Consider the following 24408-nt stretch of genomic DNA (forward strand, 5'->3'; position numbering starts at 1 on the left):
CTGAGACCTGATGCCGAGCCGATTGTGGTGAAGTGGATGATCCTATGCTGTCGAGAAAAGCCTCTAGCGAGTTTCATGGCGGCCCGTACCCCAAACCGACTCAGGTGGTCAGGTAGAGAATACCGAGGCGTTCGGGTGAACTATGGTTAAGGAACTCGGCAAAATGCCCCCGTAACTTCGGGAGAAGGGGGGCCATTCCTGGTGACGAGTCTTGCACTCCGAGCTGGGGGTGGCCGCAGAGACCAGCGAGAAGCGACTGTTTACTAAAAACACAGGTCCGTGCGAAGCCGTAAGGCGATGTATACGGACTGACGCCTGCCCGGTGCTGGAACGTTAAGGGGACCGGTTAGCTTGGATTCGTCCAGGCGAAGCTGAGAACTTAAGCGCCAGTAAACGGCGGTGGTAACTATAACCATCCTAAGGTAGCGAAATTCCTTGTCGGGTAAGTTCCGACCTGCACGAATGGCGTAACGACTTCTCGACTGTCTCAACCATAGGCCCGGTGAAATTGCATTACGAGTAAAGATGCTCGTTTCGCGCAGCAGGACGGAAAGACCCCGGGACCTTTACTATAGCTTGATATTGGTGTTCGGTTCGGCTTGTGTAGGATAGGTGGGAGACTTTGAAGCAGCAACGCCAGTTGTTGTGGAGTCGTCGTTGAAATACCACTCTGGTCGTGCTGGATGTCTAACCTGGGTCCGTGATCCGGATCAGGGACAGTGTCTGGTGGGTAGTTTAACTGGGGCGGTTGCCTCCTAAAGGGTAACGGAGGCGCCCAAAGGTTCCCTCAGCCTGGTTGGCAATCAGGTGTTGAGTGTAAGTGCACAAGGGAGCTTGACTGTGAGACTGACGGGTCGAGCAGGTACGAAAGTAGGGACTAGTGATCCGGCGGTGGCTTGTGGAAGCGCCGTCGCTCAACGGATAAAAGGTACCCCGGGGATAACAGGCTGATCTTCCCCAAGAGTCCATATCGACGGGATGGTTTGGCACCTCGATGTCGGCTCGTCGCATCCTGGGGCTGGAGTAGGTCCCAAGGGTTGGGCTGTTCGCCCATTAAAGCGGTACGCGAGCTGGGTTTAGAACGTCGTGAGACAGTTCGGTCCCTATCCGCTGTGCGCGTAGGAGTGTTGAGAAGGGCTGTCCCTAGTACGAGAGGACCGGGACGGACGAACCTCTGGTGTGCCAGTTGTCCTGCCAAGGGCATGGCTGGTTGGCTACGTTCGGGAGGGATAACCGCTGAAAGCATCTAAGCGGGAAGCCTGCTTCGAGATGAGCACTCCCACCTCCTTGAGAGGGTAAGGCTCCCAGTAGACGACTGGGTTGATAGGCCGGATATGGAAGCCCTGTGAGGGGTGGAGTTGACCGGTACTAATAGGCCGAGGGCTTGTCCTCAGTTGCTCGCGTCCACTGTGTTGTTCTGAAACAACGACCCGCTCTTTTTGAAGAGCGTGCGGTTGACAGTTTCATAGTGTTTCGGTGGTCATAGCGTGAGGGAAACGCCCGGTTACATTCCGAACCCGGAAGCTAAGCCTTACAGCGCCGATGGTACTGCAGGGGGGACCCTGTGGGAGAGTAGGACGCCGCCGAACAATTCTTCAGAAGAACCCCCATCCGGGTCCCGGATGGGGGTTCTTCGCGTTTTCAGACTGTCTCATCGGTCGGTGTCACTTCCTCCACTCACAGGTGGTCCTAGGTCTACCTCGGTTTTGGGGTGCCATGGCCAGTGTGGGTGATGGACGGTTCGTGAAGACTGATGGAGGACGATCGGTACCGGCATCAGGAGCTTCCCGTGACAACAGTGAGTCGTACGAGCGGCGCGTCCGTACGTGCTCAGGCCCAGGCGGCCTTCAAGGCCGGCGGTGAGGGGCTGGCGCGGCTCGGTGTGGTGGTGTTGGCCGCGGTGCCGGGAGTGGTGCTGCCGGTGGGCGCGGCGATCTGCTCGGGGGCGGTCACGGCCCGGCTCCTGCAGTCGTACGACCTGGGCGTCTTCCTCTCGCTCCTGGTGGCAGCGACCGTCGGCGCCGTGGTGGCCGCGGCCAGCATCCGCCGTACCGCGAACCGCACCCGCGGCCAGCTGGAGCGCTGGTTCGGCATCCGGCTGCCGGTGGTCTACGAGCCCCGGCCGGAGCTGGAGCTGGACGGCCGGGGGCACTGGTGGACGGGCTACACCTACCACCGGTCGCGGACGGTGGCGAAGTACGTCCAGGTGGTCCACTGGGGCCTGCGGGACCGGACCACCCGCGCCGAGCTGCTCTGGCTGCTGGCGAACCCGTTCCTCGTGGTGGCCCTGGCCGGCCCGGTGGCCGTCCTGCTCGGGCTGGGCGTCGCCTACATCCTGGCCGGGCCGGTGCCGGCGGACGGGTTCGGCCCGTTGAGCAGCCGGATGGTGGCCGTCCTGCTGAGCGCCGTGCTCGGGGCCGCCATGATCGTCGCGGGCATACTCGCGGCACCGTACGCGGTGCGGGGGTACGTGGAGGCCGCCCGCCGGGTGCTGGACCAGGACGGCCGGGCGACGAACGCCCAGCTGACCAGGCGGGTGGCCGAGTTGACCGAGACCCGGGCGGACGCGGTCGGCAACCAGGCCGCCGAGCTGCGGAGGATCGAGCGGGACCTGCACGACGGCGCCCAGGCGCGACTGGTCGCGATCGGGATGACGCTGGGCACCATCGAGCACCTGATGGACACCGACCAGGAGGCCGCGCGGGAGCTCCTCGCCGAGGCCCGCCAGTCCTCGGCCCGGGCCCTCCAGGAGCTGCGGGACCTGGTGCGCGGCATCCACCCCCCGGTGCTCGCCGAGCGCGGACTGGGCGACGCCGTCCGGGCGCTGGCGCTGGACAGCGCCCTGCCGACCGAGGTGTGCGTGAGCCTGCCGGACCGGCCGCCGGCGCCGGTGGAGGCCGCCGTGTACTTCAGCATCTGCGAGCTGCTGGCCAACGCGGCCAAGCACTCGGAGGCGGAGCAGGTGTGGGTGGACATCCTCTACCGGGCCGGCTTCCTGCGGGTCACGGTGACGGACGACGGGGTGGGGGTGGCGGACCCTTCGCGGGGGACCGGACTGCGCGGGATCGAGAAGCGATTGGGTACCTTCGACGGTGTCCTCTCCATCGACAGCACGTCGGGCGGACCCACCACCATCACCTTGGAGTTGCCGTGCGAGTTGTCCTCGCCGAGGACCTCTACCTCCTTCGCGAAGGCCTGATCCGGCTGCTGGAAGCGCACGGCTTCACCATCGCCGCGGCGGTGGAGACCGGGCCCGAGCTGTTGGACGCGCTGCTGACCCACCGGCCGGACGTGGCCGTGGTGGACGTCCGGTTGCCCCCGACGCTCACCGACGAGGGCCTGCAGGCGGCGCTCAAGGCCCGTCGGGAGATCGCGGGCCTGCCGGTGCTGGTGCTGTCGCAGCACGTCCAGCAGCTCTACGCGCGGGAGTTGCTGGCCGACGGCACCGGGGGGATCGGCTACCTCCTGAAGGACCGGGTGTTCAACGCCGGGCAGTTCATCGACGCGGTCCGCCGGGTGGCGGCGGGCGGTACGGCGATGGACCCGGACGTGATCGCCAAGCTGATGCAGACCACCTCGCGCCGGCCCGGTCCGCTGCTGCGGCTCTCCCCGCGCGAGCGCGAGGTGCTGGAGCTGATGGCCGAGGGCTGTTCCAACTCGGCGATCGCCGCCCGCCTCTCGGTGAGCGACGGCGCGGTGGCCAAGCACATCGCCAACATCTTCGGCAAGCTCGAACTCGCCCCCGACGAGGACGCCAACCGCCGGGTGCTGGCGGTGCTGACCTACCTCAACGGCACGGCGGGGCAGACCGGCTGACGATCCGGCGGCGCCTCCGCTCCGACCCCGCGGGGTGCCGGGGGCCGGGTGCCGGGCCGCCGCACTGTGACACCCCAGGCTGTGGGCACGCTAAACACCTGTACGAGTAAACTCCGGTGAGCCGAGCCCGGAGGTTGCCCAGCCGTCCGGCGGCCCGACCAACGGGGTCCGGCGGCCCGACCAAACGGGACCCGGCAGCCGAGGCAGCGTACGGCAGCAGCCGACATCCAGGGGTTGATAGACGTAATGGCACGCCCAACGCTCACCAAGGCCCATCGGGGCCTGCTCGGCCTGGTCGCGGCCGGTGCCTTCATCATCTCGGGCATCGGCTTCGCGGGTTCGTACAACGCGGTGCGCGACCTGGCCGAGCAGAAGGGTTTTGGCGCCTTCTCCTACGCCTTCCCGATCGGTGTGGACGCCGGCATCGTCGTGCTCCTCGCGCTCGACCTGGTGCTGACCTGGCTGCGGATACCCTTCCCGATGCTGCGGCAGACCGCGTGGCTGCTGACCGTCGCCACCATCGCCTTCAACGCGGCCGCCTCCTGGGGCGACCCGCTGGGTATGGGGATGCACGCCGTCATCCCGGTGCTCTTCGTCGTCGTGGTCGAGGCCTCGCGGCACGCGGTCGGCCGGATCGCGGCGATCACCGCGGACCGCCACATGGAGTCGGTCCGGGTGATGCGCTGGCTCCTCTCCCCGGTGCCGACCTTCCGGCTTTGGCGGCGGATGAAGCTCTGGGAGCTCCGCTCCTACGACGAGGTCATCCGGCTGGAGCAGAACCGCCTGGTCTACCGGGCGCAGCTGCGCTTCCGGTACGGCCGCGGCTGGCGCCGTTCGGCACCGATCCAGGCACTGCTGCCGCTCAAGCTCGCCAAGTTCGGCGTGCCGCTGGACCCGGCGCTGCTCGACCGGCTCGACGACGACGGCCGGGCGCGCGACGTCAAGGAGGTGCCGGCGGAGCAGGAGACGCCGGGGGTGGCCCCGCAGGAGAACCGCGTCGCCGCGGCCATCGCCCCGGCCGCCGAGGCCCACGCCCAGCAGCCCCCGCACCCGCAGCAGGCACCGCAGGCCGTCCAGCCGGCCGCCCCGCAGGTCCAGCACGCCCAGCAGGCCCAGCCCGACCAGGTCCAGGGGCAGCCGCAGGCCCAGCCCGAGCAGCCGCAGTCGCCCGCTGCCGTCACCCCGCTGTCCGCCGAGGTCGCCGCGCCGATGCTCGCGAAGCTGGCCGCCGTCCGGCTGCGGGCCGCCCAGGAGCCGGACGCGGCGGCGGAGGCCGCCCCGCAGCCGCGCGGCGAGGAGCTGAACGTCTGGACCGAGCGCCCGGTCCGCACCACCGGCCACCCGACCGACGCCGCCCCGGGCGGTCGGGTGCCCGGGCAGGCCTCGCCCTGGTTCAAGCCCCCGCGCCCGGTCGCCGAGGAGCCCGCCTCCGCCCCCGCCCCTGCCGCAGCCGTCGCCCCGGGCCCGGCCGCCGAGCCCGCGCCCGGTCCGCAGGCCCAGCACCCGGTCGGCCCGCAGCAGCGGTCCGAGCAGTTCGAGCAGCCCGAGCAGCCCACCGGGCTCGCGCAGCCGGTCCCGGCCGCCGAGTCGGCCCGCGCCGAGCAGTCCGCGTTCTCCCCGGCGCCCGCGCGCCTCGACCCGGACGTCGCCTACGCCGCGCTCGTCTCGTACATGGACGCCCACAGCCACCAGCCCGACCCCCAGCGCCTCGCCGACTGGCTGACCAGGGAGTACGGCGTCACCGGCAAGGGACCGGACGGCTCGGTCCACCCCAAGGAGGTCGCCGACCTCTACCCGGAGCTGAACGAGCGCTACGCCGCCGCCGGGCGGGACTGACCGCCGCCGCCACCGTCCAGGGCTCGGGCGGCCATTGACGCCCGATCCCGCCGGAGCTACCTTCGCCTCAACAAACTGTTGAAGCGCTGGTTCGGCATGGGGAGTGCGGATGACACGGGTCGGGGTCGACGGAAACGGGCCGGCGGACGGGGCCTCCTTCTCCACCGGGGCCCGCGCCGCGGTGGAGGCACTGCTCGCCCCGGTCGACGCCGATCTGGCGCGCCGTTACCCGGGTGAGCCCGGGACCAGGCAGCCGGTGCACACCGTCTACGTCCCGGCCGACGCCTTCGGTGCCGACACCGTGCGGGAGTGGGGCCGCCGGGCCCTGGAGGCCTTCGACCGCCACGCCGCCACCCCCGCCGAACTGGCCCGAGCCCTCGGCGTCGCGGACGACGAGCTGCTCGCCGACGTGCACGCCCGGGTCCGCGCCAAGCTGCAGCGCGAGCCGGTCGAGGACCTGCGGATCGACTTCGAGGACGGGTACGGACCCCGCCCCGACGCCGAGGAGGACGCGGCCGCCGTCCGCGCCGCCGAACTGGTCGCCGCGGCGGTGGCCGAGGGCGGCGCCCCGCCGTACCTCGGCATCCGGACCAAGTGCATGGAGGCCGCCGTCCGGGCCCGCGGCATCCGCACCCTGGAGCTGTTCCTGGCCACCCTGCTGGCCAACGGCGGGCTCCCGGAGGGCCTGGTCCTGACCCTGCCCAAGGTGACCTACGCCGAGCAGGTCACCGCGCTGGTCCGGCTGCTGGAGGACTTCGAGGGCCGGGCCGGGCTGCCCGCCGGCCGGATCGGCTTCGAGATCCAGATCGAGACCACCCAGGCGATCCTCGGCCCGGACGGCCGGGCCACCGTCGCCCGGATGATCGAGGCCGCCGAGGGGCGCGCCACCGGCCTGCACTACGGCACCTTCGACTACAGCGCCGCCTGCGGCGTCAGCGCGGCCCACCAGAGCATGGACCACCCGGTCGCCGACCACGCCAAGGCGGTCATGCAGGTGGCGGCCGCGGGCACCGGGGTGCGGCTCTCCGACGGTTCGACCAACGTCGTCCCGACCGGCTCCACCGAACAGGTGCACGCCGCCTGGAAGCTCCACCACGGCCTGGTCCGCCGCTCGCTGGCCCGCGCCTACCACCAGGGCTGGGACATGCACCCGGCGCACCTGCCCACCCGCTACGTCGCCGTCTACTCCTTCTACCGCGAGGGCCTGGCGGCCGCCGCCGCACGGCTGGCCGCGTACGTCGCCAAGGCGGGCGGCGACGTGATGGACGAACCGGCCACCGCCCGGGCGCTGAGCGGCTACCTGCTGCGCGGACTGGACTGCGGCGCCGTCGACCTCACCGAGGTCACCGCGCTGACCGGCCTGGACCGCGGGCGGCTGAACGCCCTGGCCGGCCGCTGACCCGTCCGCGTCCGACAGTCGGGTCCCGGCCGTCGATCCTCCGGCTCGGCCGGCTCCCGGCCCCCGGCCGTTGATCCCTCCCGTCGTGCGCCAACTAGGCTGGCGGTGCCGCCCCGGTGTCCCGGGGCGCGCCGTCAGCCTTCACCGTCCTCGGGAGGACCCCCGCGCCATGTCCGCCACGCCGGAGCCCACCGCCAGGCCGTACCTCACCATCCGGCGGGCCGGCAGCCACGAGACCGAGATCAAGAAGTCCCGGTTCATCTGCCACCTCGCCCGGGTCACCGACGAGGAGGGGGCGCAGGCCTTCATCGCGGGCATCCGCAAGCAGTACTGGGACGCCCGGCACAACTGCACCGCCTTCGTGGTCGGCGACGAGCAGCGCCGCGAGCGCTCCAGCGACGACGGCGAACCCGGCGGCACGGCCGGGGTGCCGATGCTGGAGGTGCTGCGCCGACGCGGGCTGACCGACACGGTCGCCGTGGTCACCCGGTACTTCGGCGGGATCAAGCTCGGTGCGGGCGGCCTGGTGCGGGCGTACGGGAACGCGGTGTCGGAGGCGGTGGACGCGGTCGGCCTGCTGGAGCGCCGCCCGGTCGCGCTGCTCGCGGTGACGGTGGACCACGTCAGGGCCGGGCGGGTGGAGAACGACCTGCGGGCGGCCGGGTACACGGTGAGCGACCTGGCCTACGAGGCCGCCGGGGTGCGGATCGAGGTGGGGGTGCCGGAGCCGGACGTGGCGGACTTCCACACCTGGCTGGCCGAGGCGACCGGCGGTACCGCGGTGGCGGTCCCGGCCGGCCGTACGTACGTCGAGGTGCCGGTCTGACCCGAGGTGCCGCTCTGGTCGCCGGGGCGGGGGGTAGCTCCTGGGCCCCGGGGGTCGGACGATCCGTCGGACGGCCCGTGACCGGCCGTTTCCCGTAGCCCAGGCCCCGCGCCACGCGGAAGACCGCTTGAGCAGATTCACCCGAACGTAGTGTCGTAGCCCGGAGTTGGAACTTCCGCTCCGGGCCGTGGCGTTTCCTGGGCAAGGCTCCGGCAGAACCGGACGAAACCATCGATGGAGGACACAGGACCCCACCCCGCACCACGGAGGTATGCGCATGACCTCGGATCGGTCGACCTCGAATTCCCAGTCCGCGACGAACCCGACCTCGAACCGCCCCACGAGCCACTCGACGAACCACCCGACGAGCCGTCCGACCTCGAACCATCCGATCGCGAACCGCCCCGTCCCGAACCGCGTCCGCTCGCACGCCGCCGCAGACCTGCCCGGCCCCCGCGGCCCCGCGACGCCCTACCGGATGACGGTCACCACGGCCCTCACGCACGCCGAGGCCGTCGCCCTGGCCGACGAACAACTGGCCTGCTGGCTGAAGCAGGAGGGCTTCGAAGAGCCCCCGCCGGCCCACCGCGCCCCCGCCGAGCAGGGCACCGAGCCGGCTCCCACCGCCGAGCGCCTCCGCCTGGGCGAGCGCGTCCTGCTCGACCGCGATCAGGGTCCGCTGCGCGGCGGCCCGGGCGCCGGCCGGTACGACCGCCGCCGCCTGCGCACCCCGGCCCCGCACGGCACCCAGCAGCTCACCCTCACCGTGGCCACCGGTTCCGACGGCCCCACCTGGGTCCGGCTGGAGGCCGAGACCCACAGCACCGGCAGCGGTGTGCGCACCCCGTGCCGGGTGCCGGTGCCCGAACTCGCCCGCACGCTCCTCCCGCTGCTCGACGCCACCGACGGCCCGACCGCCGTCCACTCCGGCCCTCGGGTGATCACGGCCGACGAGGTCGACGCCCTGATCGACGAGCTGTGCGACCCCGAGCGCAGGCTGCCCACCGTGGTGGCCAGCGTCCCGGTGAACCTGCCGCTCGACAGCTGGGTGCGGGACGTGGTGGCCCCGCTCTGCCAGCAGCTGCCCGGCCTCGCCACCGCCTACGTGCTGGACCCCGGCGCCCGCACCGGGTTCAACGTCGCACTGGAGTACCACACCGTCTACGGCGGGGCGGTGCGCACCTACCTCCCCGAGGTCGACCCGGCCTCCCGGCAGGACAGCGCCCGACATCCGGTACTCGCCCGGGGCCGAATAGAAGAGGACCTGCGCCGCGCCGCCGGGCTGCTCGCCCGCGAGCCGCGCCGCCTGGCCGCGGAGCAGCCGCTGCCACCGCCGCTGGCGGCCGTCCCGGTGCTGCGCGTCCCGCCGCCGCAGCTCCGCCGGGACGCGGGGCAGACCGGGGAGCAGGCCGTGGCACACGCCACGGAGCAGGCCGTCGGTCAGGTGGCCGAGGAGACCGTCGAGGGGGCGCCCGCGGGCACCGCCGAGCAGGTCGTCGAACGGACCTCCGGCCCGGCCGCCCCGTACCAGGGCGTCGAGCTGGCCGCGCTCGCCCGGGAGGAGCAACAGGACCGCGCCGAGCAGCAGGCCAGGGCCGACGAGCTGGAGCGGGTCCGGCACACCCTGCGCGTGGAGCGCCGCGAACACCGGGAACGGGGCCAGGGCCGGGAGGGGCGCGACGGCCGGGACGTCCGCGAGGGGCGCCTCCGTTCCGGAGCCCGCGCCCTGACCGGGCGCCACTGCGTGGCGCCGGGCGGTGGACCGGTCGGCGGGCCGCACTCCGTGGTCCAGCCCCCCGACGGCTGCGGCACGCCCGACACCTTCACCGAACTCATGGCCAGACTGGGCGAGTTCCCGCTGGTGACCTTCACCGGTGACCAGAAGGTCGCGCTCGCCCTGGACGAGCTGCAGTGCGCCGGCGCCGGCTGGGCCCGGCTCGCCTGGGACGGGCTGACGGCACTCCAGGAGTACGCCGAGGCGGCCGTGCGCGGTGCGGCCGGCGGGGACTTCAAGCAGTGGTGCGAGCGCACCCCCGAGGGCTGTCACCGCTTCCCACCCCGCAAGGCGGTCCGCGGGGAGTCCCGGACGGTGTTCAGCCACACCAAGTGGAAGCGCGAGCGGATGCTGCCGGTGCCGGAATGCGTCGACTCCTCCCGGCGCGCGTTCATGGGCGCGCACCTGCGGATCGGCGGCGGCCGCACCGCGCCCCGGCTGCACTACCTGGACGACTGCTCCGGCAGCGGTCGGATCTACGTCGGCTACATCGGCCTGCACCTCACCAACACCCGGACCAACTGAGCGGCTTGGCTGACCGCCGCGCCCGTTCGGGGGACAATGTCCGGCAGGGGCGGGCCCACAGGTTCGCCGATCGCCCCGGGCAGGCGCCGGACGAGCATGGGGGAACGACGACCGATGCAGTACTCAGCAGACGGCCAGTCCGACGGAACCGCCACCGTCCAGTTCCCCCGGCCGGGCTTCCTCGCCTCGGTCTTCCGCGACCTCGGAGCCGAGAACGGCCAGGAGCCGGACGGCGCCGCCGCCGACCGCCCCCGTGGCGGTGCGACCGGTGACGGCCCGTCCGGCGACGGGCCGGCCGGTGACAGACCGGCCGACAACGGCCCCACTGGCAACGGACCGACCGGTGAAGGACCGTCCGAGCCCGGCCCCGGCGAGGCCGACCCGGACGAGGCCGTGGCGGCGCACGCCCGGGCCGCGACCCTGACCCACCACCGCACCCGCGCCGTCCAGGCCGAGCACGACCGGCTGGCCGACCTGCTGCGCCGCGCCGCGCTGCCCGTCTCCGCCATGGACTTCGAGAGCCAGCTGCGCCACTACCAGCCCCGCCCCTACCCGGCCGACGGCCCCGGCGGCGGCGCCGAGGAGGAGTCCGAGCCCCGCTGGCAGGACTTCGCGCCCGCCGAGCCGCCCGTGGCCGACCCGGAGGGCGGCCCGTCCCGCCGGCTGCTCGACTCCGGCTACCAGCGCGAGCTGGCCCAGGCCCGGCTCACCCACCAGCGCGCCCTGCGCGAGTGGCGCACCCGCCGGGCCGAGGCCGGCAGCCCGGCCGCCGACGAGTCCCGGCGCGCCCACGAGGCGGCCGAGGAGGCCCGGGCCCGCGCCGTGCGCGAGTACAACGAGAGCCTGGAGGAGTGCCGTCGGGCCTACCGGCTGGCCGAGCCGGCCGCCGTGGAGTCGCTGCTGGAACGGGCGCTGGCCGCCGCCGAGACCGCCACCCAGGACCTGCCCGCCCCGTGCCGGGCGGTCTTCCGCCCGCTCACCCGCACCGCCGTGCTGGACCTCGACCTGCCGCCGCTCGACCTGGTGCCCTCGCTCGCCGGCTACCGGCTCGCCCCGGACGGCGACATCCTCCCGGTGCCGCGCCCGCCCGCGGACCGGGCCACCGACTACCTGCGGCTGGTCGCCCGGCTCGCCCTGCGGGCCCTGCAGGCCGCCGACGCCGTGGACACCGACGAGATACTCGCCGGCGTCGTCCTCAACGGCTGGCTGCGCGATCCCGCCACGGCCGAGCCGCTCTGCCTGGTCAGCGTGGACGCCGACCGCGACGCACTGGCCCGCACCCGGCTGCTGCCGCCGGGCACCCCGTACGAGGAGCGCGACGACGAGGGCGTCTACGCCGACGCCGAGCAGGACGAGGCCCTGGTACGGCTGCGCCAGCTCGGCGCCGCCGTCACCCCGGACCCGTACGACCGGGCCGGTGTCCGGCCCGCCGCCCAGGCCGGGGCCACCGTGCCGGCCGCCGCCGACCTGTCCGCCAACGAGTTCGCCCAGCTGGTGCGGGACCTTCTGACCCGCGGCGGGATCGCGCAGTGGAGCGTCCGGCTGCGCGGCCCGGCCGGGCTGGTCGCCACCGGCGAGGGCGCCCCCGGCACCTCGCTGCCCGGCCGCTGGGTGGTGTGGGCCTCCCGGGACACCGGGTCGATCGGCGCCGAGCAGATCGAGACCCTGGCCGAGGCGGTCGGGGAGGAGTCCGCCGAGCGCGGCCTGCGGCTGACCACCGGCCGGTTCACCGAGGAGGTGCTGGACCTCACCGCCGAGGAGGGCCGCCGGCACATCCACCTGATCGACGGCGACGGCGTCCGCGAACTCGCCCACACCCACCTCGGCCTGCCGCTCGCCACCGGCGGCTGACCCGCCGCCCGCTCACCACATCGGCCCTGCTCAGCAGCCTTTGCCCACCGCCCCGTCCCGGCGGGTCGGCCCGTCGCCGGCCTCACCCGAACGGCCCATCCGTCGGGCGCCCCGGCAGGTCCGGGCCGAGGCTGGGGGAACGGCACCCCGGCCCCGGCACCCCCGGGTGATCACCGTCGAACGGGCGTCCGGTACGGTCGGCGGTCGGCCCGGCCACGGGCGGATCCCAGGGGGAGAGGAATGGGCAGAGCGCTCGGCGCACCACCCGGCGAAGGCCCCGGCGACTCGGCCGGACCTGTGAAGGAGCCGGACCGATGACCGCGGTACTGGTCGCCGCCGCGGCGTTCCTGATGACCCTGATCGGCGGTTTCGTCGCCCAGCGCACCCGCGACCGCCGCCACCTGGTGCTCGGCTTCGCCGCCGGACTGATGCTCGGCGTGGTCGCCTTCGACCTGCTGCCCGAGGCGCTCCACCAGGCGCCGGGCGAGGTGCACGGCGTGCCGCAGGCGCTGCTGCTGTTCGCGGCCGGCTTCCTCACCATCCACGTGATCGAGCGCGCCGTCGCGATCCACCGCGGCCACGAGGGCGAGTACGCCGCGCACTCCCATGGCCACCACCACGGGGACGCCCGCTCCGCCGGGCACCAGGGCGTCGGGCTGACCGCCGCACTGGCCCTGGTCGGGCACAGCGTGATGGACGGCTTCGCGATCGGCGCCGCCTTCCAGGCGGGCACCACGGTCGGCACGGTGGTGGCCATCGCCGTGGTCGCGCACGACTTCGCCGACGGCTTCAACACGTACACGATCACCCGCCTGTACGGGAACAACCGGCGGCGGGCGCTGACCCTGCTCGCCGCGGACGCGGTGGCCCCGGTGTCCGGCGCGGCGATCACCCTGGCGTTCACCATCCCGGGGCACCTGCTCGGCCTCTACCTGGGCTTCTTCTCCGGATTCCTGCTCTACCTGGCGACCTCCGACATCCTCCCCGAGGCGCACAGCCCGCACCCTTCGCGCAGCACCCTGCTCTGCACCGTGGCCGGGGTCGGCTTCATGTGGCTGGTGATCGGCTTCGCGGGCTGAGGCCCGCACCGGTCCTCGCCCTCGGACCGATCAGCCCGGCGGTCGGGCGACCGGCCGCCGCGGCCCTCAGCCCGGAAGCCGCCCCCAGCACTCCCGCATCGAGGCCAGCGCCTCGGTGATGGCCGGCCGCCGGGAGGCCTGGGAGCGCCAGAGCGCGAACACCCGGCGGCCCGGCTCCGGCGCCACCCGGCGGCCCGCCACCCCGGGCGGCAGCGGGCCCCGCCCGAGCCTCGGCACCAGGCCCATCCCCAGACCGGCCGCGACCAGCGCGATCTGCGTCTCGAACTCCCCGACCTGGTAGCGCACGTCCGGCTCCTCGCCGGCCTCGCGCAGGGTGCGGACCAGCCAGTCGTGGCAGATGTTGCCCGGTGGCACGCTGATCCAGCGCTGCCCGCACAGCCGCTCCACCGGCACCGGGTCGAGCGCGGCCAGGTCGTCGTCGGCGGGCAGCAGCAGGTCCACCGGGTCCGTGCCGAGGTCCATCCGGGAGACCCCCTCCTGCACCGGCAGCGGCACGGTCGGCCAGTCCTGCACCAGCGCCAGGTCCACCTCGCCCCGGGCCACCAGCTCGGCCGCCGGGTACGGGTCGCGCTCCAGCAGCCGGACGTCCAGCTCCGGGCAGCGCCGCCGCAGGTCGGCCAGCGCCCCGGGCATCAGTCCGCGGGCACCGGACGGGAACGCGGCCACCAGCAGCCGCCCGACGGCCTGGCCGCGCTGTTCCTCCAGCCGCACCTCGGCCTGCTCCACCAGCCCCAGCACGGTCTGCGCGGTGACGGCCAGCTCGCGCGCCGCGTCGGTCAGCACCACGCCGCGGCCCTGCCGCTCCAGCAGCACCGTCCGGGTCTCCCGCTCCAGCTTGGCGATCTGCTGCGAGACCGCCGAGGGCGTGAAGCCGAGTGCCGCGGCCGCCCCGCCGACCGAGCCGTGCACCGCCACCGCGTGCAGCGCCCGCAGGCGCCCCAGGTCCATCATGCAGCGATACTAAAGCGTCCCCTTCAGAATTCATCGCTGGTGCTGAACGGTCCGGCGCGACCATGCTCGACCCATGACCGCGACAACCGCCGCCGCTCCGAGCGGCCGGAACAGCATGAGCAGTACAGGCAGCACGACCGGCACGACCGGCACCGGCGGCCGGGGCGGCATGAGCCCCCGCCACATCGCCCTGGCCGTCCTGGTGGCCGCCGTCTGGGGCCTCAACTTCGTCCTGATCCACGTCGGCCTGGACAACTTCCCGCCGCTGCTCTTCTGCGCCCTGCGGTTCGCCGTCGTCGCGGTGCCGGCGGTCTTCTTCGTCGGCCCGCCCAAGGTGGCCTGGCGCTGGGTGCTGGCGGTCGGCGTGGTCCTCGGGGTGGTCAAGTTCGGGCTGCTCTTCCTCGGCATGCACGCCGGGATGACGGCCGGGCTCTCCTCGCTGGTGCTCCAGGGGCAGGCCGGCTTCACCGCGCTGTTCGCCGCCGTGCTGCTGCGCGAACGCCCCGGCGGGCAGCGGCTGGCGGGCCTGGCGGTCGCCTTCGCCGGCATCGCGCTGAGCGCCTGGGACCAGGGCGCCGGCGGCCCGCTCGGGGCCTTCGCCCTGGTCGTCCTGGCCGCCGTCGCGTGGGGGCTGGCCAACGTGCTGACCCGCAGGGCCGCGCCGCCGGACGCGCTGCGCTGGATGGTCTGGGTCAGCGCCGTCCCGCCGCTGCCGCTGCTGGGCCTGTCCCTGCTGGTCGAGGGCCCCGAGGCGGACCTGCGCGCCCTGCGCGACATCACCCCGGCCGGACTGGGGGCGATCGGCTACGTCGGGCTGGTCTCCACCCTGCTCGGCTTCGTCGCCTGGAGCTTCCTGCTGCGCAGCTACGACGCGACCGCCGTCGCGCCCTACTCGCTGCTGGTGCCGGTGTTCGGGATGTCCTCGGCCTGGCTGCTGCTCGGCGAGCGGATCAGCCCGACGGCCGCCGCGGCCGCGCTGCTGGTGATCACCGGGATCGGGATCACCGCGCTGCGTCCCGGTGCCGCTACCGCCGTGGCGGCCCGGCTGCGAGGAAGCGGGCCTCGGCGGAGCGCAGCACCCGCAGCAGCACCTCCTCGTCGGCGGGGCTGACCTCGCCGAAGTACTCCTGGGCCACCTCGTCCCGGACCTGCCCGATCCGCTCCACCGCCGCCCGTCCGGCCTCGGTCAGCAGGATCCGCACCGCCCGCCGGTCGGCCGGGTCGGGGCTGCGCTCGACCAGGCCGGCCTCCTCCAGCGCGTCGACCACGGTGGTCGCCGAGCGCGGGGCGATGTGCAGCTTGTCGGCGAGGTCGCTCAGCCGCATCGCGTGGTCCGGCGTCTCGCAGCCGGGCACGTGGGCGAGCGTGCGCAGGGCCCGGGCCTGGCCGGGGGTGATGCCGTACGGCTCCAGCCGCCAGCCGGTCTGACGGCGGATCCGCTTGATCGCCCTGGTCATCGCGTCGGCCAGCTCGGCGGCGGTGCCCGGGGCGCCGGGCCGGGGGCCGGGGGAGGGGTCCGCCGGTTCGTCGGTCGGCGTGGTGGTCATCGGCGGTCTCCTCGGCTGGCGTCCGCCCAAGGGTAGCCGTCGGTCCGGGGCCCGTGGCGGGCGGCGGAAGACGATCGCGGAAATATGTTGAGCTTGGCTCAGTATCTGGGTTAGCGTTGCTCCCAAGTGAGGGAACCCTAAGTTCCCGTCCCCGACCAATGGAGGGCCCATGCCCCGCTCCGAAGCCCGCGTCGCCACCGACCGCCCGGGCCGTTACGCCAAGCAGCTCACCGCCCACATGGGGCGCAAGATCGAGGCCGTCTACTCCGAGGAGACCGGCCGCGGCACGATGGTCTTCGGCGCCGGCACCGCCACCCTGGAGGCCCAGCCGGACGCGCTGCTGCTCACCGTCGAGGGCGAGCGCGACAAGCTGCCCGGCCTGGAGGACGTCGTCGGCCGCCACCTGGTCCGCTTCGGCGCCCGCGACGAACTCGTCATCGAGTGGCACCGGGACAACGGCGAGCCCGGCCTGGTTCACCGCAACGAGGACCCCGAGGCCTGACCGCCCCCGGCACCCGGCCCGGGCAGCCACCGGGCCAGCGGCCACAGCACCAGGACGGCCAGGCACCCACTCGCCACCACGTCCAGCAGCCAGTGGAAGTCGCTCCACACCAGACCCGCGCCCACCCCGAGCGACAGCAGCGCCGCACCCGCCGCCAGCCCCCGGGCGGCGCGCGGCCCCGCCACCCGGGCCAGCAGCAGCGCCGCCACCCCGTACGAGATCGCCGCGGTCGCGGTGTGCCCGGACGGGTACCAGCCCCACTGGCCCGCCGCCAGCGGCTCCCCGAGCGGACCGGGCCTGGCGAAGGCCGACTTCGCCGGGACCACCAGCAGCGGGATCAGCACCGAGGTCAGCGCCGCCACCGGCAGCGGCAGCCACCAGCGCCCGGCCCCGGCCCGGCGCCCCCGCCAAGCCGCCAACGCGCCGGCCAGCAGCAGCACCGGGACCGCCGGGACGCCGCCGCCCAGGTCCGACAGGAAGTGGCCGAGCCGGTCGAGCAGCGCGTCCGGGACGTCCCGGTGGGCCGTACGGACGGCCCGGCGGACCGAACGGTCCACGCCGAGCAGCGGCCCCTCCACCGCGACCTGCCAGGACACCACCACCAGCAGCACCGCCGCCGTCACCGGGACGGCCACCGACCGGGCCACCCGGCCCAGGACGACGGACAGCCGCCCCGGAGCAGGGGGGAGAGCTCCGGGGCGGCCCTGATGATCGCCGTTCCGTGCGCCCCGGGGGGTGTGGGTCGGACGGTCGGTCGATCGGCCTTCGGTGTGCGCCGGCCCTCCCGGGCCGACCTGGTCGTCCTCGTTCGGCACCCGCGGAACCGGCCCCGGAGGGGGCCCCGCGGACGGCCGCGCCCATGGCTGAGGCTCGCTGTCCATCTGCGATGACACTACGTCAACAGCCCTTCCGCGCCGAGCGCCTTCAGCGATTCCGCACACCATCTTCACCCTGCGCGGGGCAACCTCGGAGGCGCCCCGTCGATCATGCCCCGGCCGCCCGCGCGACGCGCCCGGACAACCGAACGGCCCGTGCGGACCAGAGGTCCCCACGGGCCGTTCAGCGCTGTCCGGACAACCCTCCGGAAGGGGGTTCACGACCTGACGGGCGACACCGCTCAGAGAGCGGCGAACGCGCCCTCCAGGATGTCCAGGCCCTCGTTCAGCAGGTGCTCCGGCATGACCAGCGGCGGCAGGAAGCGCAGCACGTTGCCGTAGGTGCCGGCGGTCAGCACGACCAGGCCCTCCGCGTGGCACGCCTTGGCGATGGCCGCGGTGACCTCCGCGTTCGGCTCCTTGCCACCCGGCTTCACCAGCTCGACGGCGATCATCGCGCCGCGGCCGCGGACCTCGCCGATGATCTCGTACTTCTCCTGCATGGCCCGCAGGCGGCCCAGCATGATCTCGCCGATCCGCTGCGCCTTGCCGTTGAGGTCCTGCTCCTTCATGGTCTCGATGGCACCCAGCGCGGCGGCACACGCCACCGGGTTGCCGCCGTAGGTGCCACCCAGACCACCGGTCTGCGCGGCGTCCATGATCTCGGCGCGGCCGGTCAGCGCGGACAGCGGCAGACCGCCGGCGATGCCCTTGGCGGTGGTGATCAGGTCCGGGACGATGCCCTCGTCCTCGCACGCGAACCACTGGCCGGTGCGGCAGAAGCCGGTCTGGATCTCGTCCGCGACGAACACGATGCCGTTCGCCTTCGCGAACTCCACGATCGCCGGCAGGAAGCCCTTGGCCGGCTCGATGAAGCCGCCCTCGCCCTGGATCGGCTCGATGATGATCGCGGCGACGTTCTCGGCACCGATCTGCTTGTTGATGGTGTCGATCGCCTGGGCGGCGGCCTCGGCGGCGGCGTTCTCCGCACCCGTCAGCCAGCGGTACGGGTAGGCGACCGGCACCCGGTAGACCTCGGGGGCGAACGGACCGAAGCCCTGCTTGTACGGCATGTTCTTCGCCGTCAGCGCCAGCGTCAGGTTGGTGCGGCCGTGGTAGCCGTGGTCGAACACCACGATGGCCTGGCGCTTGGTGTAGGCGCGGGCGATCTTCACCGCGTTCTCGACGGCCTCGGAGCCCGAGTTGAACAGCGCGGTGCGCTTCTCGTGGTCACCCGGGGTCAGCTCGTTCAGCTGCTCGGCGACGGCCACGTAACCCTCGTACGGGGTCACCATGAAACAGGTGTGCGTGAAGCTGGCCAGCTGCTCGGTCGTCCGGGCCACCACGGCCTCGGCGCTGTTGCCGACATTGGTCACGGCGATGCCGGAACCGAAGTCGATCAGCGAGTTGCCGTCCACGTCCTCCAGCACGCCGCCGTTGGCACGGGACACGTACACCGGCAGGGTGGTGCCGACACCGGCCGCCACCGCACCCAGCTTGCGGGCGTGCAGCTCCTGCGACTTCGGACCGGGGATCGCGGTGACCAGGCGGCGCTCCTGCGGGAGCGGCGTTGCGGCGCTCATGGGGTATCTCCAGACTTCTCGGCTCGGTGCTTCGCAGGCTACGGCCGCCCTCCCCACCCCGGCACGCGCCACTCGGTAGCAGTGCGCCGTCCGACTTGTCCGGCACGGCCAGCGCGGGTGGCGCGACTACCCGCAGGCCGCGCTCCACTACCCTGAGCGCGGGCGTGTCGCCGGTACGGCGGCATGGGTATGGCGGCACCGACGGCGGTCGGGCCGGGCGGGCGGGCGAGGGAACGGGACCGTACATGGCACAGGACGGGGCACACCACCACGGCGAGCGCACCACCACCAGACCCCCGACCCCCCTGCCCCACCAACGGCCCGCGGCGGGCTCGGACGGGGCCTTCGACCTTCCGGTGTGGGTGGCGATTCCTCGGCCGGAGGCAGCTCCCGGGATTTTCCGGCAGGGCTACAAGTGGACCGATCCCACCGAGGCGGAGGAGGCGAAGGTTCCGACCGGGCAGCTGCTGTGGCGTGCCGTCCTGAACCTTGTCGCCACTGTCGCGACCTACTACATCGGTACGTTCGTGCTCGTGTGGGTGGTGGGACTCCTCGGAGGGTTCGCCGGGACGTCGCCGGAGCAGTTCAACACCGTCCAGGTCCTCATCAACCTGGTCACCATCGGTTGCGCGGCCGCGGTGTTCTGGCGTACCGGCCGGTGGCGCGAGGTCGGCCGCCGGTTCCTCACACGTTCCGGGTGGCGGAGGAACGTCGCTCCGGTCCTTGCTCGGGCGATCACCCACGAGGGGCCCGCCCCGGCCAGGCCTGCTGGCGGCGCTGAGCTGTTGCCCGCCGCCGACCCGTGGTTCGCCCAGCGATCTGGCGGAGCGTCGGCAGCGGCCGAGAAACTGGACCACTCGAAGGCCGGGGACGTCGACTACGTCCGGATCCAGCGGGCGTGGGAGTCCGCCCAGGCCGATGCCGTCTTCCTCCCCGCATTCGTCGACCAGGTGCTCGCACGCGGTGCTGCGGCTTTTGCGCATCCCTCGGAGGCCCGGGACCTGGCGACCAGGAAGGCCTGGCACGACCTGCTGCTGCAACAGGTGCGGCTCGGCACGACGCAGGACGTGGTGAAGAACCCGCACGGCCACCGGTCGACCGGATTCGCCTTGGACCCGACCGTCTTGGGGACGTCGCTGCTGGCTGTCGGCCCCGCCGGAACCGGCAAGACGGCTCGACTCGCCCGTCCCGTCACGGAGGCCCTGTGCCTCCAGACATTGGCTGGGACGGCATGCGTCGTAGTGGTCGGCGCAGCGGACGCGGACCTCGGCCCGGACGACTGGTACGACGTGGTGATCGCCCCGGGCGAGCCGGGTTCGGTCTACGGGTTGGACCTCTACGGAGCGACGCAGGATCCCGACGAGGCAGCCGCCAGACTCGCGGACGCGTTGCTGCCGGACGAACTGATCGCGCGCGCGGAGAGCGCCCGGACGACCCTTCAACAGGTGGTTGGACCGTTCAGCACCGCCTACGGGCGCTACCCGGGGGTCCGGGAACTGCGGGCGCTTCTCTCCGGGGAGCCGGGCGTGATGGAACCGCTCGTCAAGGCTCTTCGGACAACGGGTCGGTTGTCGGTCTACGAGCGGGACCTCGAGTACCGGCAGCGGCATCAGGAGCGCGCCGATGACCCGGGGGTCCTTCTTGCGGACCGCTTGGCACTGCTCGACCGGCCGGCGTTCGAAGGAGCCTTCGCCACGGACGGCACAGGCCGTCTTCCCTTCGCCATGCGTGCGCTCGACCACCCTCTCCGGGTTCGGGTGAAGCTGCCCGAGCGGAGCCACCCGGAGGCGTCCCGGATCCTCTCCCGTCTCGTGGTGGGACAGTTCGTCGTGGCGGCAGCCGGCCGCGAGGACCGCTCTCTGTTCGCCGGACTTGTGGTGGACGATGCGTCCGCCGCACTGGATGCGAACACCGTTCGCGGCCTCCAGCGGATGCGGGGAGCCAATGCGGGCGCGGTGCTGCTGCTCCGCACCCTGATGGATCTGCCGGAATCGCTGAGGACCCCCTTGTTCGGGGCGGTGGGCTGTCGGATGGTCTTCCCCGGTATCGCTCCCTGGGACGGGAAGTTCTTCTCGGAGGCGTGGGGTACGCACGTCGTCCACGAGACGGAGGTCACCCACACCCCCGACACCTCCGGTGGGGTGATACGGCGGGCGGGGCGGGTCGGGCGGAAGGCGTTGTCGGGGACGACGGCGCAGACGGAGTCGGTGACGACGCGGGATGTGGAGCGGTTGCGGTGGTCGCCGTCGGATCTGGCGCACGCGTTGCCGGCGGGGCATGCGGTGGTGTCGTTGACGGCGGTGTCGGGGGAGCAGGTTCCGCCGCTGCTGGTGGACCTCAGGGGCTGAGGGCGGGCGGCGGGGGAAGTCGCCTTCGAGGTGGATTCGGCAGTGCGGGTTGTCCGGGGCGTCCATAATGAAGGGGAGAGACCCTCACCAGTCCCACGTCCCTCTCCTCGCCCGGCCGCAACGGCGCGGTCAGGTCGATCCTTCGAAGGTGCCATGCCCCCCACACTCGCCTCCGTCGTCCGCAACACGTCGCTCCATCTGACGGTCCTCGCCGGTGCGGATCACCTGGAGCGGCCGGTCCGCTGGGTGCACACCAGTGAGCTGGACGACCCGACGCCGTTCCTGGAGGGTGGTGAGCTGCTGCTCACCACCGGTATCAAGCTGGGCCGTACGGCGGCGCAGTTGCAGGCGTACGTGCACCGGCTGGCCGACGCGGGGGTGGTCGGGCTGGGGCTCGGGGTGGGGTTGTCGCACACGGAGGTGCCGCAGCCGCTGGTGGACGCGGCGGCGCAGCGCGGGCTGCCGTTGCTGCGGGTGCCGGAGCCGACGCCGTTCATCGCGATCAGCAAGGTGGTGTCGGCGGCGCTGGCCGCGGAGCAGTACGAGGCGGTGACGACCAGCTTCGAGGCGCAGGAGGAGCTGACCCGGGCGGCGCTGGGCAAGGACGGCACGACGGCGGTGGTGCGCCGGCTGGCGGCCCGGCTGGGTGGCTGGGCGGCGCTGTACGACGGGTCGGGCGCGCTGTCGGTGGTGGCGCCGGACTGGGCGGCGCGCCGGGCTGGGCGGCTGGCGGCGGAGGTGGACCGGCTGCGTCGGCGTCCGGCGCCGTCGAGTGCGGCGTTGCAGGGGCGCGCGCCGGGGATAGACACGGCGGACGAGGACTACGTGGTGGTCCAGTCGCTGGGGGCGGACCGGCGGGCCCGGGGTTTCCTGGCGGTCGGGACCGAGGACCGGATCACGCCGACCGAGCGGTACGTGCTGAACGCGGCGGTGGCGCTGCTGACCCTCACCCTGGAGCGTTCGCGGGAGCTGCGGCAGGCCGAGGAGCGGATGGGCGCGGCGCTGCTGCGGATGGTGCTGGCCGGTGAGGTGGCGACGGCCCGCCAGGTGGCGGTGGGGCTGTTCGGGGGGCTGCCGGAGGGGACGATACGGGTGCTGGTGGCCGGGGCCGGTCCGGCCAACGCGGATGCCGCGGAGGCGCTCGGGGAGCTGGGCGACCGGGCCGAGCAGGCGGGTGCCCGGGTGGGCGAGAAGCTGCTGGTGGCGCGGGAGGACGGTGCGCACGGGCCGCGGCTGATGGTGCTGGCGCTGGACAACGGCGCGGTGCACCGGGCCTGTCTGGGCGCGGTGGAGGAGCACGAGGGCCTGTCGCTGGGCGTCTCGGCGCCGGCCGCGCTGGAGGAGGCGGGGACGGCGAACGCGCAGGCGGAGCGGGCGCTGGCGGTGGCGCTGCGCGGTGGCCGCCGGTCGGTGGACCACGAGGAGGTCGGCGCGGGGTCGCTGCTGCCGCTGCTCGGCGAGGACGCGGTGACGGCCTTCGCGGAGGGGCTGCTGCGGCCGTTGCGGGAGCACGACCGGACGGCCCGCGGGGATCTGGTGGCCTCGTTGCGGGCGTGGCTGTCGCGGCACGGCCAGTGGGACGCGGCGGCGGCGGACCTGGGTGTGCACCGGCACACGCTGCGCTACCGGATGCGCCGGGTCGAGGAGCTGTTGGGCCGGTCGCTGGACGACACGGACGTGCGGATGGAGCTGTGGCTGGCGCTGCGCTCCGGCGAGGAGTGAGGCGCCGGCGGGGCGTGGGGTTCCGGCGGCCCGCGGGGCGCCGGTAGGACGCGGTGGAGTGGCCCCGGGGGCGAACGCTCCTAGTCGGCCAATCCGGTCGGCGCGCCGCCGCGCCTACCCTCAAAACCGGGTCCCACGTCCGTGGGCCGTAGGACAGACGAGGAGAGGGCCGGTACCACGGTGACCACCACGTACGATTTCTGGCTCGCCGGCCGCCGGGCGAGCGGTGACGCCGACTTCGAGGTGCACAACAGCTGGGACGGCCGTCTGGTCGGCAAGGTGAGCATCCCGACCGAGGCGCAGGTCGAGGAGGCGCTGGACGCCGCCGTGGCCGCGCTGCCGGTGTTCGCCGCCACCCCGGCGCACCAGCGTGCCGCCGCCCTGGACCACGTGGCCAAGCGGCTGACCGAGCGCACCGAGGAGCTCGCCCAGCTGGTCAGCGCCGAGAACGGCAAGCCGATCAAGTGGGCCCGCGGTGAGATCGGCCGCGCGGTGTCGGTCTTCCGCTGGGCCGCCGAGGAGGCGCGCCGCACCAACGGCGAGACCATGCGGCTGGACACCGACCCGGGCGGCGTGGGCCGTTTCGCGGTGGTGCGCCGTTTCCCGCGCGGTGTGGTGCTGGGGATCGCCCCGTTCAACTTCCCGCTGAACCTGGTCGCCCACAAGGTCGCCCCGGCGATCGCGGTCGGCGCCCCGATCATCCTGAAGCCGGCTCCGTCGACCCCGCTGTCGGCGATGGTGCTGGGCGAGATCCTGGCCGAGACCGACCTGCCGGTCGGCTCCTGGTCGATCCTGACCGTGCCGAACGACCGGATGCCGGCCCTGGTGCAGGACGAGCGCCTGCCGGTGATCTCGTTCACCGGTTCGGACAAGGTCGGCTACCAGATCATGGACTCGGTGCCGCGCAAGCACTGCACCCTGGAGCTCGGCGGCAACGCCGCGGCCGTGGTGCTCGCCGACTGGTCCTCGGAGGCCGACCTGGACTGGGCGGCCACCCGGATCGCGATGTTCGCGAACTACCAGGGCGGCCAGTCCTGCATCTCGGTGCAGCGGGTGATCGCCGACGCCTCGGTGTACGACGCGCTGGCGGAGAAGGTCGTCGCCAAGGTCAGGGCGCAGGTCACCGGTGACCCGGCCGACGACGCGACCGACGTCGGCCCGCTGATCGACGAGAACGCCGCGAAGCGCGTCGAGTCCTGGGTCGAGGACGCGGTCGCCAAGGGCGCCAAGGTGCTCACCGGCGGTACCCGTGAGGGTGCGACCTACGCCCCGACCGTGCTGGCCGACCTGCCCGGTGACGCGATCCTGGCCAAGGCCGAGGTGTTCGGCCCGGTGCTGTCGCTGCACAGGGTGGACGGAGTGGACGAGGCCTTCGCGGCCGTCAACGACTCGGCGTTCGGTCTCCAGGCGGGCGTGTTCACCCACGACCTGCAGACCGCCTTCCGCGCCCACCGGGAGCTGGAGGTCGGCGGTGTGATCATCGGCGACGCGCCGTCCTACCGTGCCGACCAGATGCCGTACGGCGGCGTCAAGGACTCCGGTGTCGGCCGTGAGGGCGTCAAGTACGCGATGGACGACTACACCGTCGAGAAGGTCATGGTCCTGACCGGTCTCGACCTCTGAGGCCTCTGAGACCTCAGAGACCTCTGAGATCGCCGGGGCTGTGAGGCCCCTGACCGACGCGGTGTCGTCGTAGGCGGGAGGGCCCGGTTCGCCGAACCGGGCCCTCTTCGCGTTCGCGCCCCGGCGCGGG

At 73.1% G+C, this 24408-nt stretch carries 17 protein-coding genes and 2 rRNA genes; 15 read left to right on the forward strand and 4 right to left on the reverse strand.

Annotation, left to right across the window (positions count from 1 at the left end):
• The 10 genes from ACFCY1_RS01585 to ACFCY1_RS01630 form a co-directional block, all read left to right on the forward strand.
• Nucleotides 1-1392, forward strand: a 23S ribosomal RNA gene (locus ACFCY1_RS01585); the annotation flags it as partial.
• 80 nt (nucleotides 1393-1472) lie between these two features.
• Nucleotides 1473-1589, forward strand: a 5S ribosomal RNA gene (gene rrf, locus ACFCY1_RS01590).
• 200 nt (nucleotides 1590-1789) lie between these two features.
• Complete coding sequence (locus ACFCY1_RS01595) at nucleotides 1790-3199, forward strand: sensor histidine kinase (protein ID WP_375873150.1); 1410 nt, start codon at nucleotides 1790-1792, stop codon at nucleotides 3197-3199.
• A complete protein-coding gene (locus ACFCY1_RS01600; RefSeq protein ID WP_049659962.1) occupies nucleotides 3151-3816 on the forward strand; it encodes a response regulator transcription factor in 666 nt (221 codons plus the stop codon). The genes ACFCY1_RS01595 and ACFCY1_RS01600 overlap by 49 nt, the downstream gene beginning before the upstream one ends.
• Nucleotides 3817-4062: 246 nt before the next feature.
• Nucleotides 4063-5652 carry a DUF2637 domain-containing protein gene (locus ACFCY1_RS01605; RefSeq protein WP_375873151.1) on the forward strand — a complete coding sequence of 530 codons (1590 nt, stop codon included), beginning with the start codon at nucleotides 4063-4065 and terminating at the stop codon, nucleotides 5650-5652.
• A gap of 109 nt (nucleotides 5653-5761) precedes the next feature.
• Nucleotides 5762-7051: a DUF6986 family protein gene (locus ACFCY1_RS01610; protein WP_107086637.1), complete on the forward strand. Its 1290-nt coding sequence runs from the start codon at nucleotides 5762-5764 to the stop codon at nucleotides 7049-7051.
• A gap of 169 nt (nucleotides 7052-7220) precedes the next feature.
• Nucleotides 7221-7877 carry a YigZ family protein gene (locus ACFCY1_RS01615; protein ID WP_375873152.1) on the forward strand — a complete coding sequence of 219 codons (657 nt, stop codon included), beginning with the start codon at nucleotides 7221-7223 and terminating at the stop codon, nucleotides 7875-7877.
• Between the two features lie 478 nt (nucleotides 7878-8355).
• Nucleotides 8356-10176 (forward strand): hypothetical protein, encoded by a 1821-nt coding sequence (locus ACFCY1_RS01620; RefSeq protein WP_375873153.1) that lies wholly within the window; start codon nucleotides 8356-8358, stop codon nucleotides 10174-10176.
• Nucleotides 10177-10290: 114 nt separating this feature from the next.
• Complete coding sequence (locus ACFCY1_RS01625) at nucleotides 10291-12027, forward strand: restriction endonuclease (RefSeq protein ID WP_375873154.1); 1737 nt, start codon at nucleotides 10291-10293, stop codon at nucleotides 12025-12027.
• Nucleotides 12028-12341: 314 nt separating this feature from the next.
• Complete coding sequence (locus ACFCY1_RS01630; RefSeq protein WP_049651307.1) at nucleotides 12342-13106, forward strand: ZIP family metal transporter; 765 nt, start codon at nucleotides 12342-12344, stop codon at nucleotides 13104-13106.
• Nucleotides 13107-13172: 66 nt separating this feature from the next.
• Here ACFCY1_RS01630 and ACFCY1_RS01635 read toward each other — a convergent pair whose 3' ends face one another.
• Nucleotides 13173-14078 (reverse strand): LysR family transcriptional regulator, encoded by a 906-nt coding sequence (locus tag ACFCY1_RS01635; RefSeq protein WP_375873155.1) that lies wholly within the window; start codon nucleotides 14076-14078, stop codon nucleotides 13173-13175.
• A gap of 169 nt (nucleotides 14079-14247) precedes the next feature.
• Here ACFCY1_RS01635 and ACFCY1_RS01640 point away from each other — a divergent pair, with 169 nt between their 5' ends.
• Complete coding sequence (locus tag ACFCY1_RS01640) at nucleotides 14248-15189, forward strand: EamA family transporter (RefSeq protein WP_375873307.1); 942 nt, start codon at nucleotides 14248-14250, stop codon at nucleotides 15187-15189.
• Here ACFCY1_RS01640 and ACFCY1_RS01645 read toward each other — a convergent pair.
• Nucleotides 15104-15625, reverse strand: coding sequence for a MarR family winged helix-turn-helix transcriptional regulator (locus ACFCY1_RS01645; protein WP_375873156.1), 522 nt, complete (start codon nucleotides 15623-15625; stop codon nucleotides 15104-15106). The genes ACFCY1_RS01640 and ACFCY1_RS01645 overlap by 86 nt on opposite strands.
• 169 nt (nucleotides 15626-15794) lie before the next feature.
• Here ACFCY1_RS01645 and ACFCY1_RS01650 point away from each other — a divergent pair, with 169 nt between their 5' ends.
• Nucleotides 15795-16127: a DUF2218 domain-containing protein gene (locus ACFCY1_RS01650; protein WP_049651304.1), complete on the forward strand. Its 333-nt coding sequence runs from the start codon at nucleotides 15795-15797 to the stop codon at nucleotides 16125-16127.
• On the opposite strand, the gene ACFCY1_RS01655 is transcribed toward ACFCY1_RS01650, so the two are convergent.
• Complete coding sequence (locus tag ACFCY1_RS01655; RefSeq protein WP_375873157.1) at nucleotides 16100-16762, reverse strand: phosphatase PAP2 family protein; 663 nt, start codon at nucleotides 16760-16762, stop codon at nucleotides 16100-16102. The two genes, ACFCY1_RS01650 and ACFCY1_RS01655, sit on opposite strands and share 28 nt — an antisense overlap.
• Before the next feature lie 482 nt (nucleotides 16763-17244).
• Complete coding sequence (gene gabT / locus ACFCY1_RS01660) at nucleotides 17245-18585, reverse strand: 4-aminobutyrate--2-oxoglutarate transaminase (protein ID WP_049651302.1); 1341 nt, start codon at nucleotides 18583-18585, stop codon at nucleotides 17245-17247.
• A 245-nt stretch (nucleotides 18586-18830) separates the two neighbouring features.
• Here gabT and ACFCY1_RS01665 point away from each other — a divergent pair, with 245 nt between their 5' ends.
• The 3 genes from ACFCY1_RS01665 to ACFCY1_RS01675 all read left to right on the forward strand — a co-directional run bounded on the left by ACFCY1_RS01665 (nucleotide 18831) and on the right by ACFCY1_RS01675 (nucleotide 24278).
• The gene (locus ACFCY1_RS01665; protein WP_375873158.1) at nucleotides 18831-20933 is read left to right on the forward strand and encodes an ATP-binding protein; all 2103 of its coding nucleotides are present in this window, start codon (nucleotides 18831-18833) and stop codon (nucleotides 20931-20933) included.
• Nucleotides 20934-21086: 153 nt separating this feature from the next.
• On the forward strand, nucleotides 21087-22655 hold the full coding sequence (locus ACFCY1_RS01670) for a PucR family transcriptional regulator (RefSeq protein WP_049651301.1): 1569 nt from the start codon (nucleotides 21087-21089) through the stop codon (nucleotides 22653-22655).
• A gap of 180 nt (nucleotides 22656-22835) precedes the next feature.
• Nucleotides 22836-24278 carry an aldehyde dehydrogenase family protein gene (locus ACFCY1_RS01675; RefSeq protein ID WP_049651300.1) on the forward strand — a complete coding sequence of 481 codons (1443 nt, stop codon included), beginning with the start codon at nucleotides 22836-22838 and terminating at the stop codon, nucleotides 24276-24278.
• Nucleotides 24279-24408 lie beyond the last annotated feature (130 nt).

Source organism: Kitasatospora sp. NPDC056273 (assembly GCF_042268845.1).
Lineage (GTDB): Bacteria > Actinomycetota > Actinomycetes > Streptomycetales > Streptomycetaceae > Kitasatospora.

Coding starts and splice junctions, on each gene's coding strand:
- ACFCY1_RS01605 (WP_375873151.1), top strand. CDS start 4,063: ATGGCACGCCCAACGCTCACCAAGGCCCATCGGGGCCTGCTCGGCCTG.
- ACFCY1_RS01610 (WP_107086637.1), top strand. CDS start 5,762: ATGACACGGGTCGGGGTCGACGGAAACGGGCCGGCGGACGGGGCCTCC.
- ACFCY1_RS01615 (WP_375873152.1), top strand. CDS start 7,221: ATGTCCGCCACGCCGGAGCCCACCGCCAGGCCGTACCTCACCATCCGG.
- ACFCY1_RS01620 (WP_375873153.1), top strand. CDS start 8,356: ATGACGGTCACCACGGCCCTCACGCACGCCGAGGCCGTCGCCCTGGCC.
- ACFCY1_RS01625 (WP_375873154.1), top strand. CDS start 10,291: ATGCAGTACTCAGCAGACGGCCAGTCCGACGGAACCGCCACCGTCCAG.
- ACFCY1_RS01630 (WP_049651307.1), top strand. CDS start 12,342: ATGACCGCGGTACTGGTCGCCGCCGCGGCGTTCCTGATGACCCTGATC.
- ACFCY1_RS01635 (WP_375873155.1), bottom strand. CDS start 14,078: ATGATGGACCTGGGGCGCCTGCGGGCGCTGCACGCGGTGGCGGTGCAC.
- ACFCY1_RS01640 (WP_375873307.1), top strand. CDS start 14,248: ATGAGCCCCCGCCACATCGCCCTGGCCGTCCTGGTGGCCGCCGTCTGG.
- ACFCY1_RS01645 (WP_375873156.1), bottom strand. CDS start 15,625: ATGACCACCACGCCGACCGACGAACCGGCGGACCCCTCCCCCGGCCCC.
- ACFCY1_RS01650 (WP_049651304.1), top strand. CDS start 15,795: ATGCCCCGCTCCGAAGCCCGCGTCGCCACCGACCGCCCGGGCCGTTAC.
- gabT (WP_049651302.1), bottom strand. CDS start 18,585: ATGAGCGCCGCAACGCCGCTCCCGCAGGAGCGCCGCCTGGTCACCGCG.
- ACFCY1_RS01665 (WP_375873158.1), top strand. CDS start 18,831: ATGGCACAGGACGGGGCACACCACCACGGCGAGCGCACCACCACCAGA.
- ACFCY1_RS01670 (WP_049651301.1), top strand. CDS start 21,087: ATGCCCCCCACACTCGCCTCCGTCGTCCGCAACACGTCGCTCCATCTG.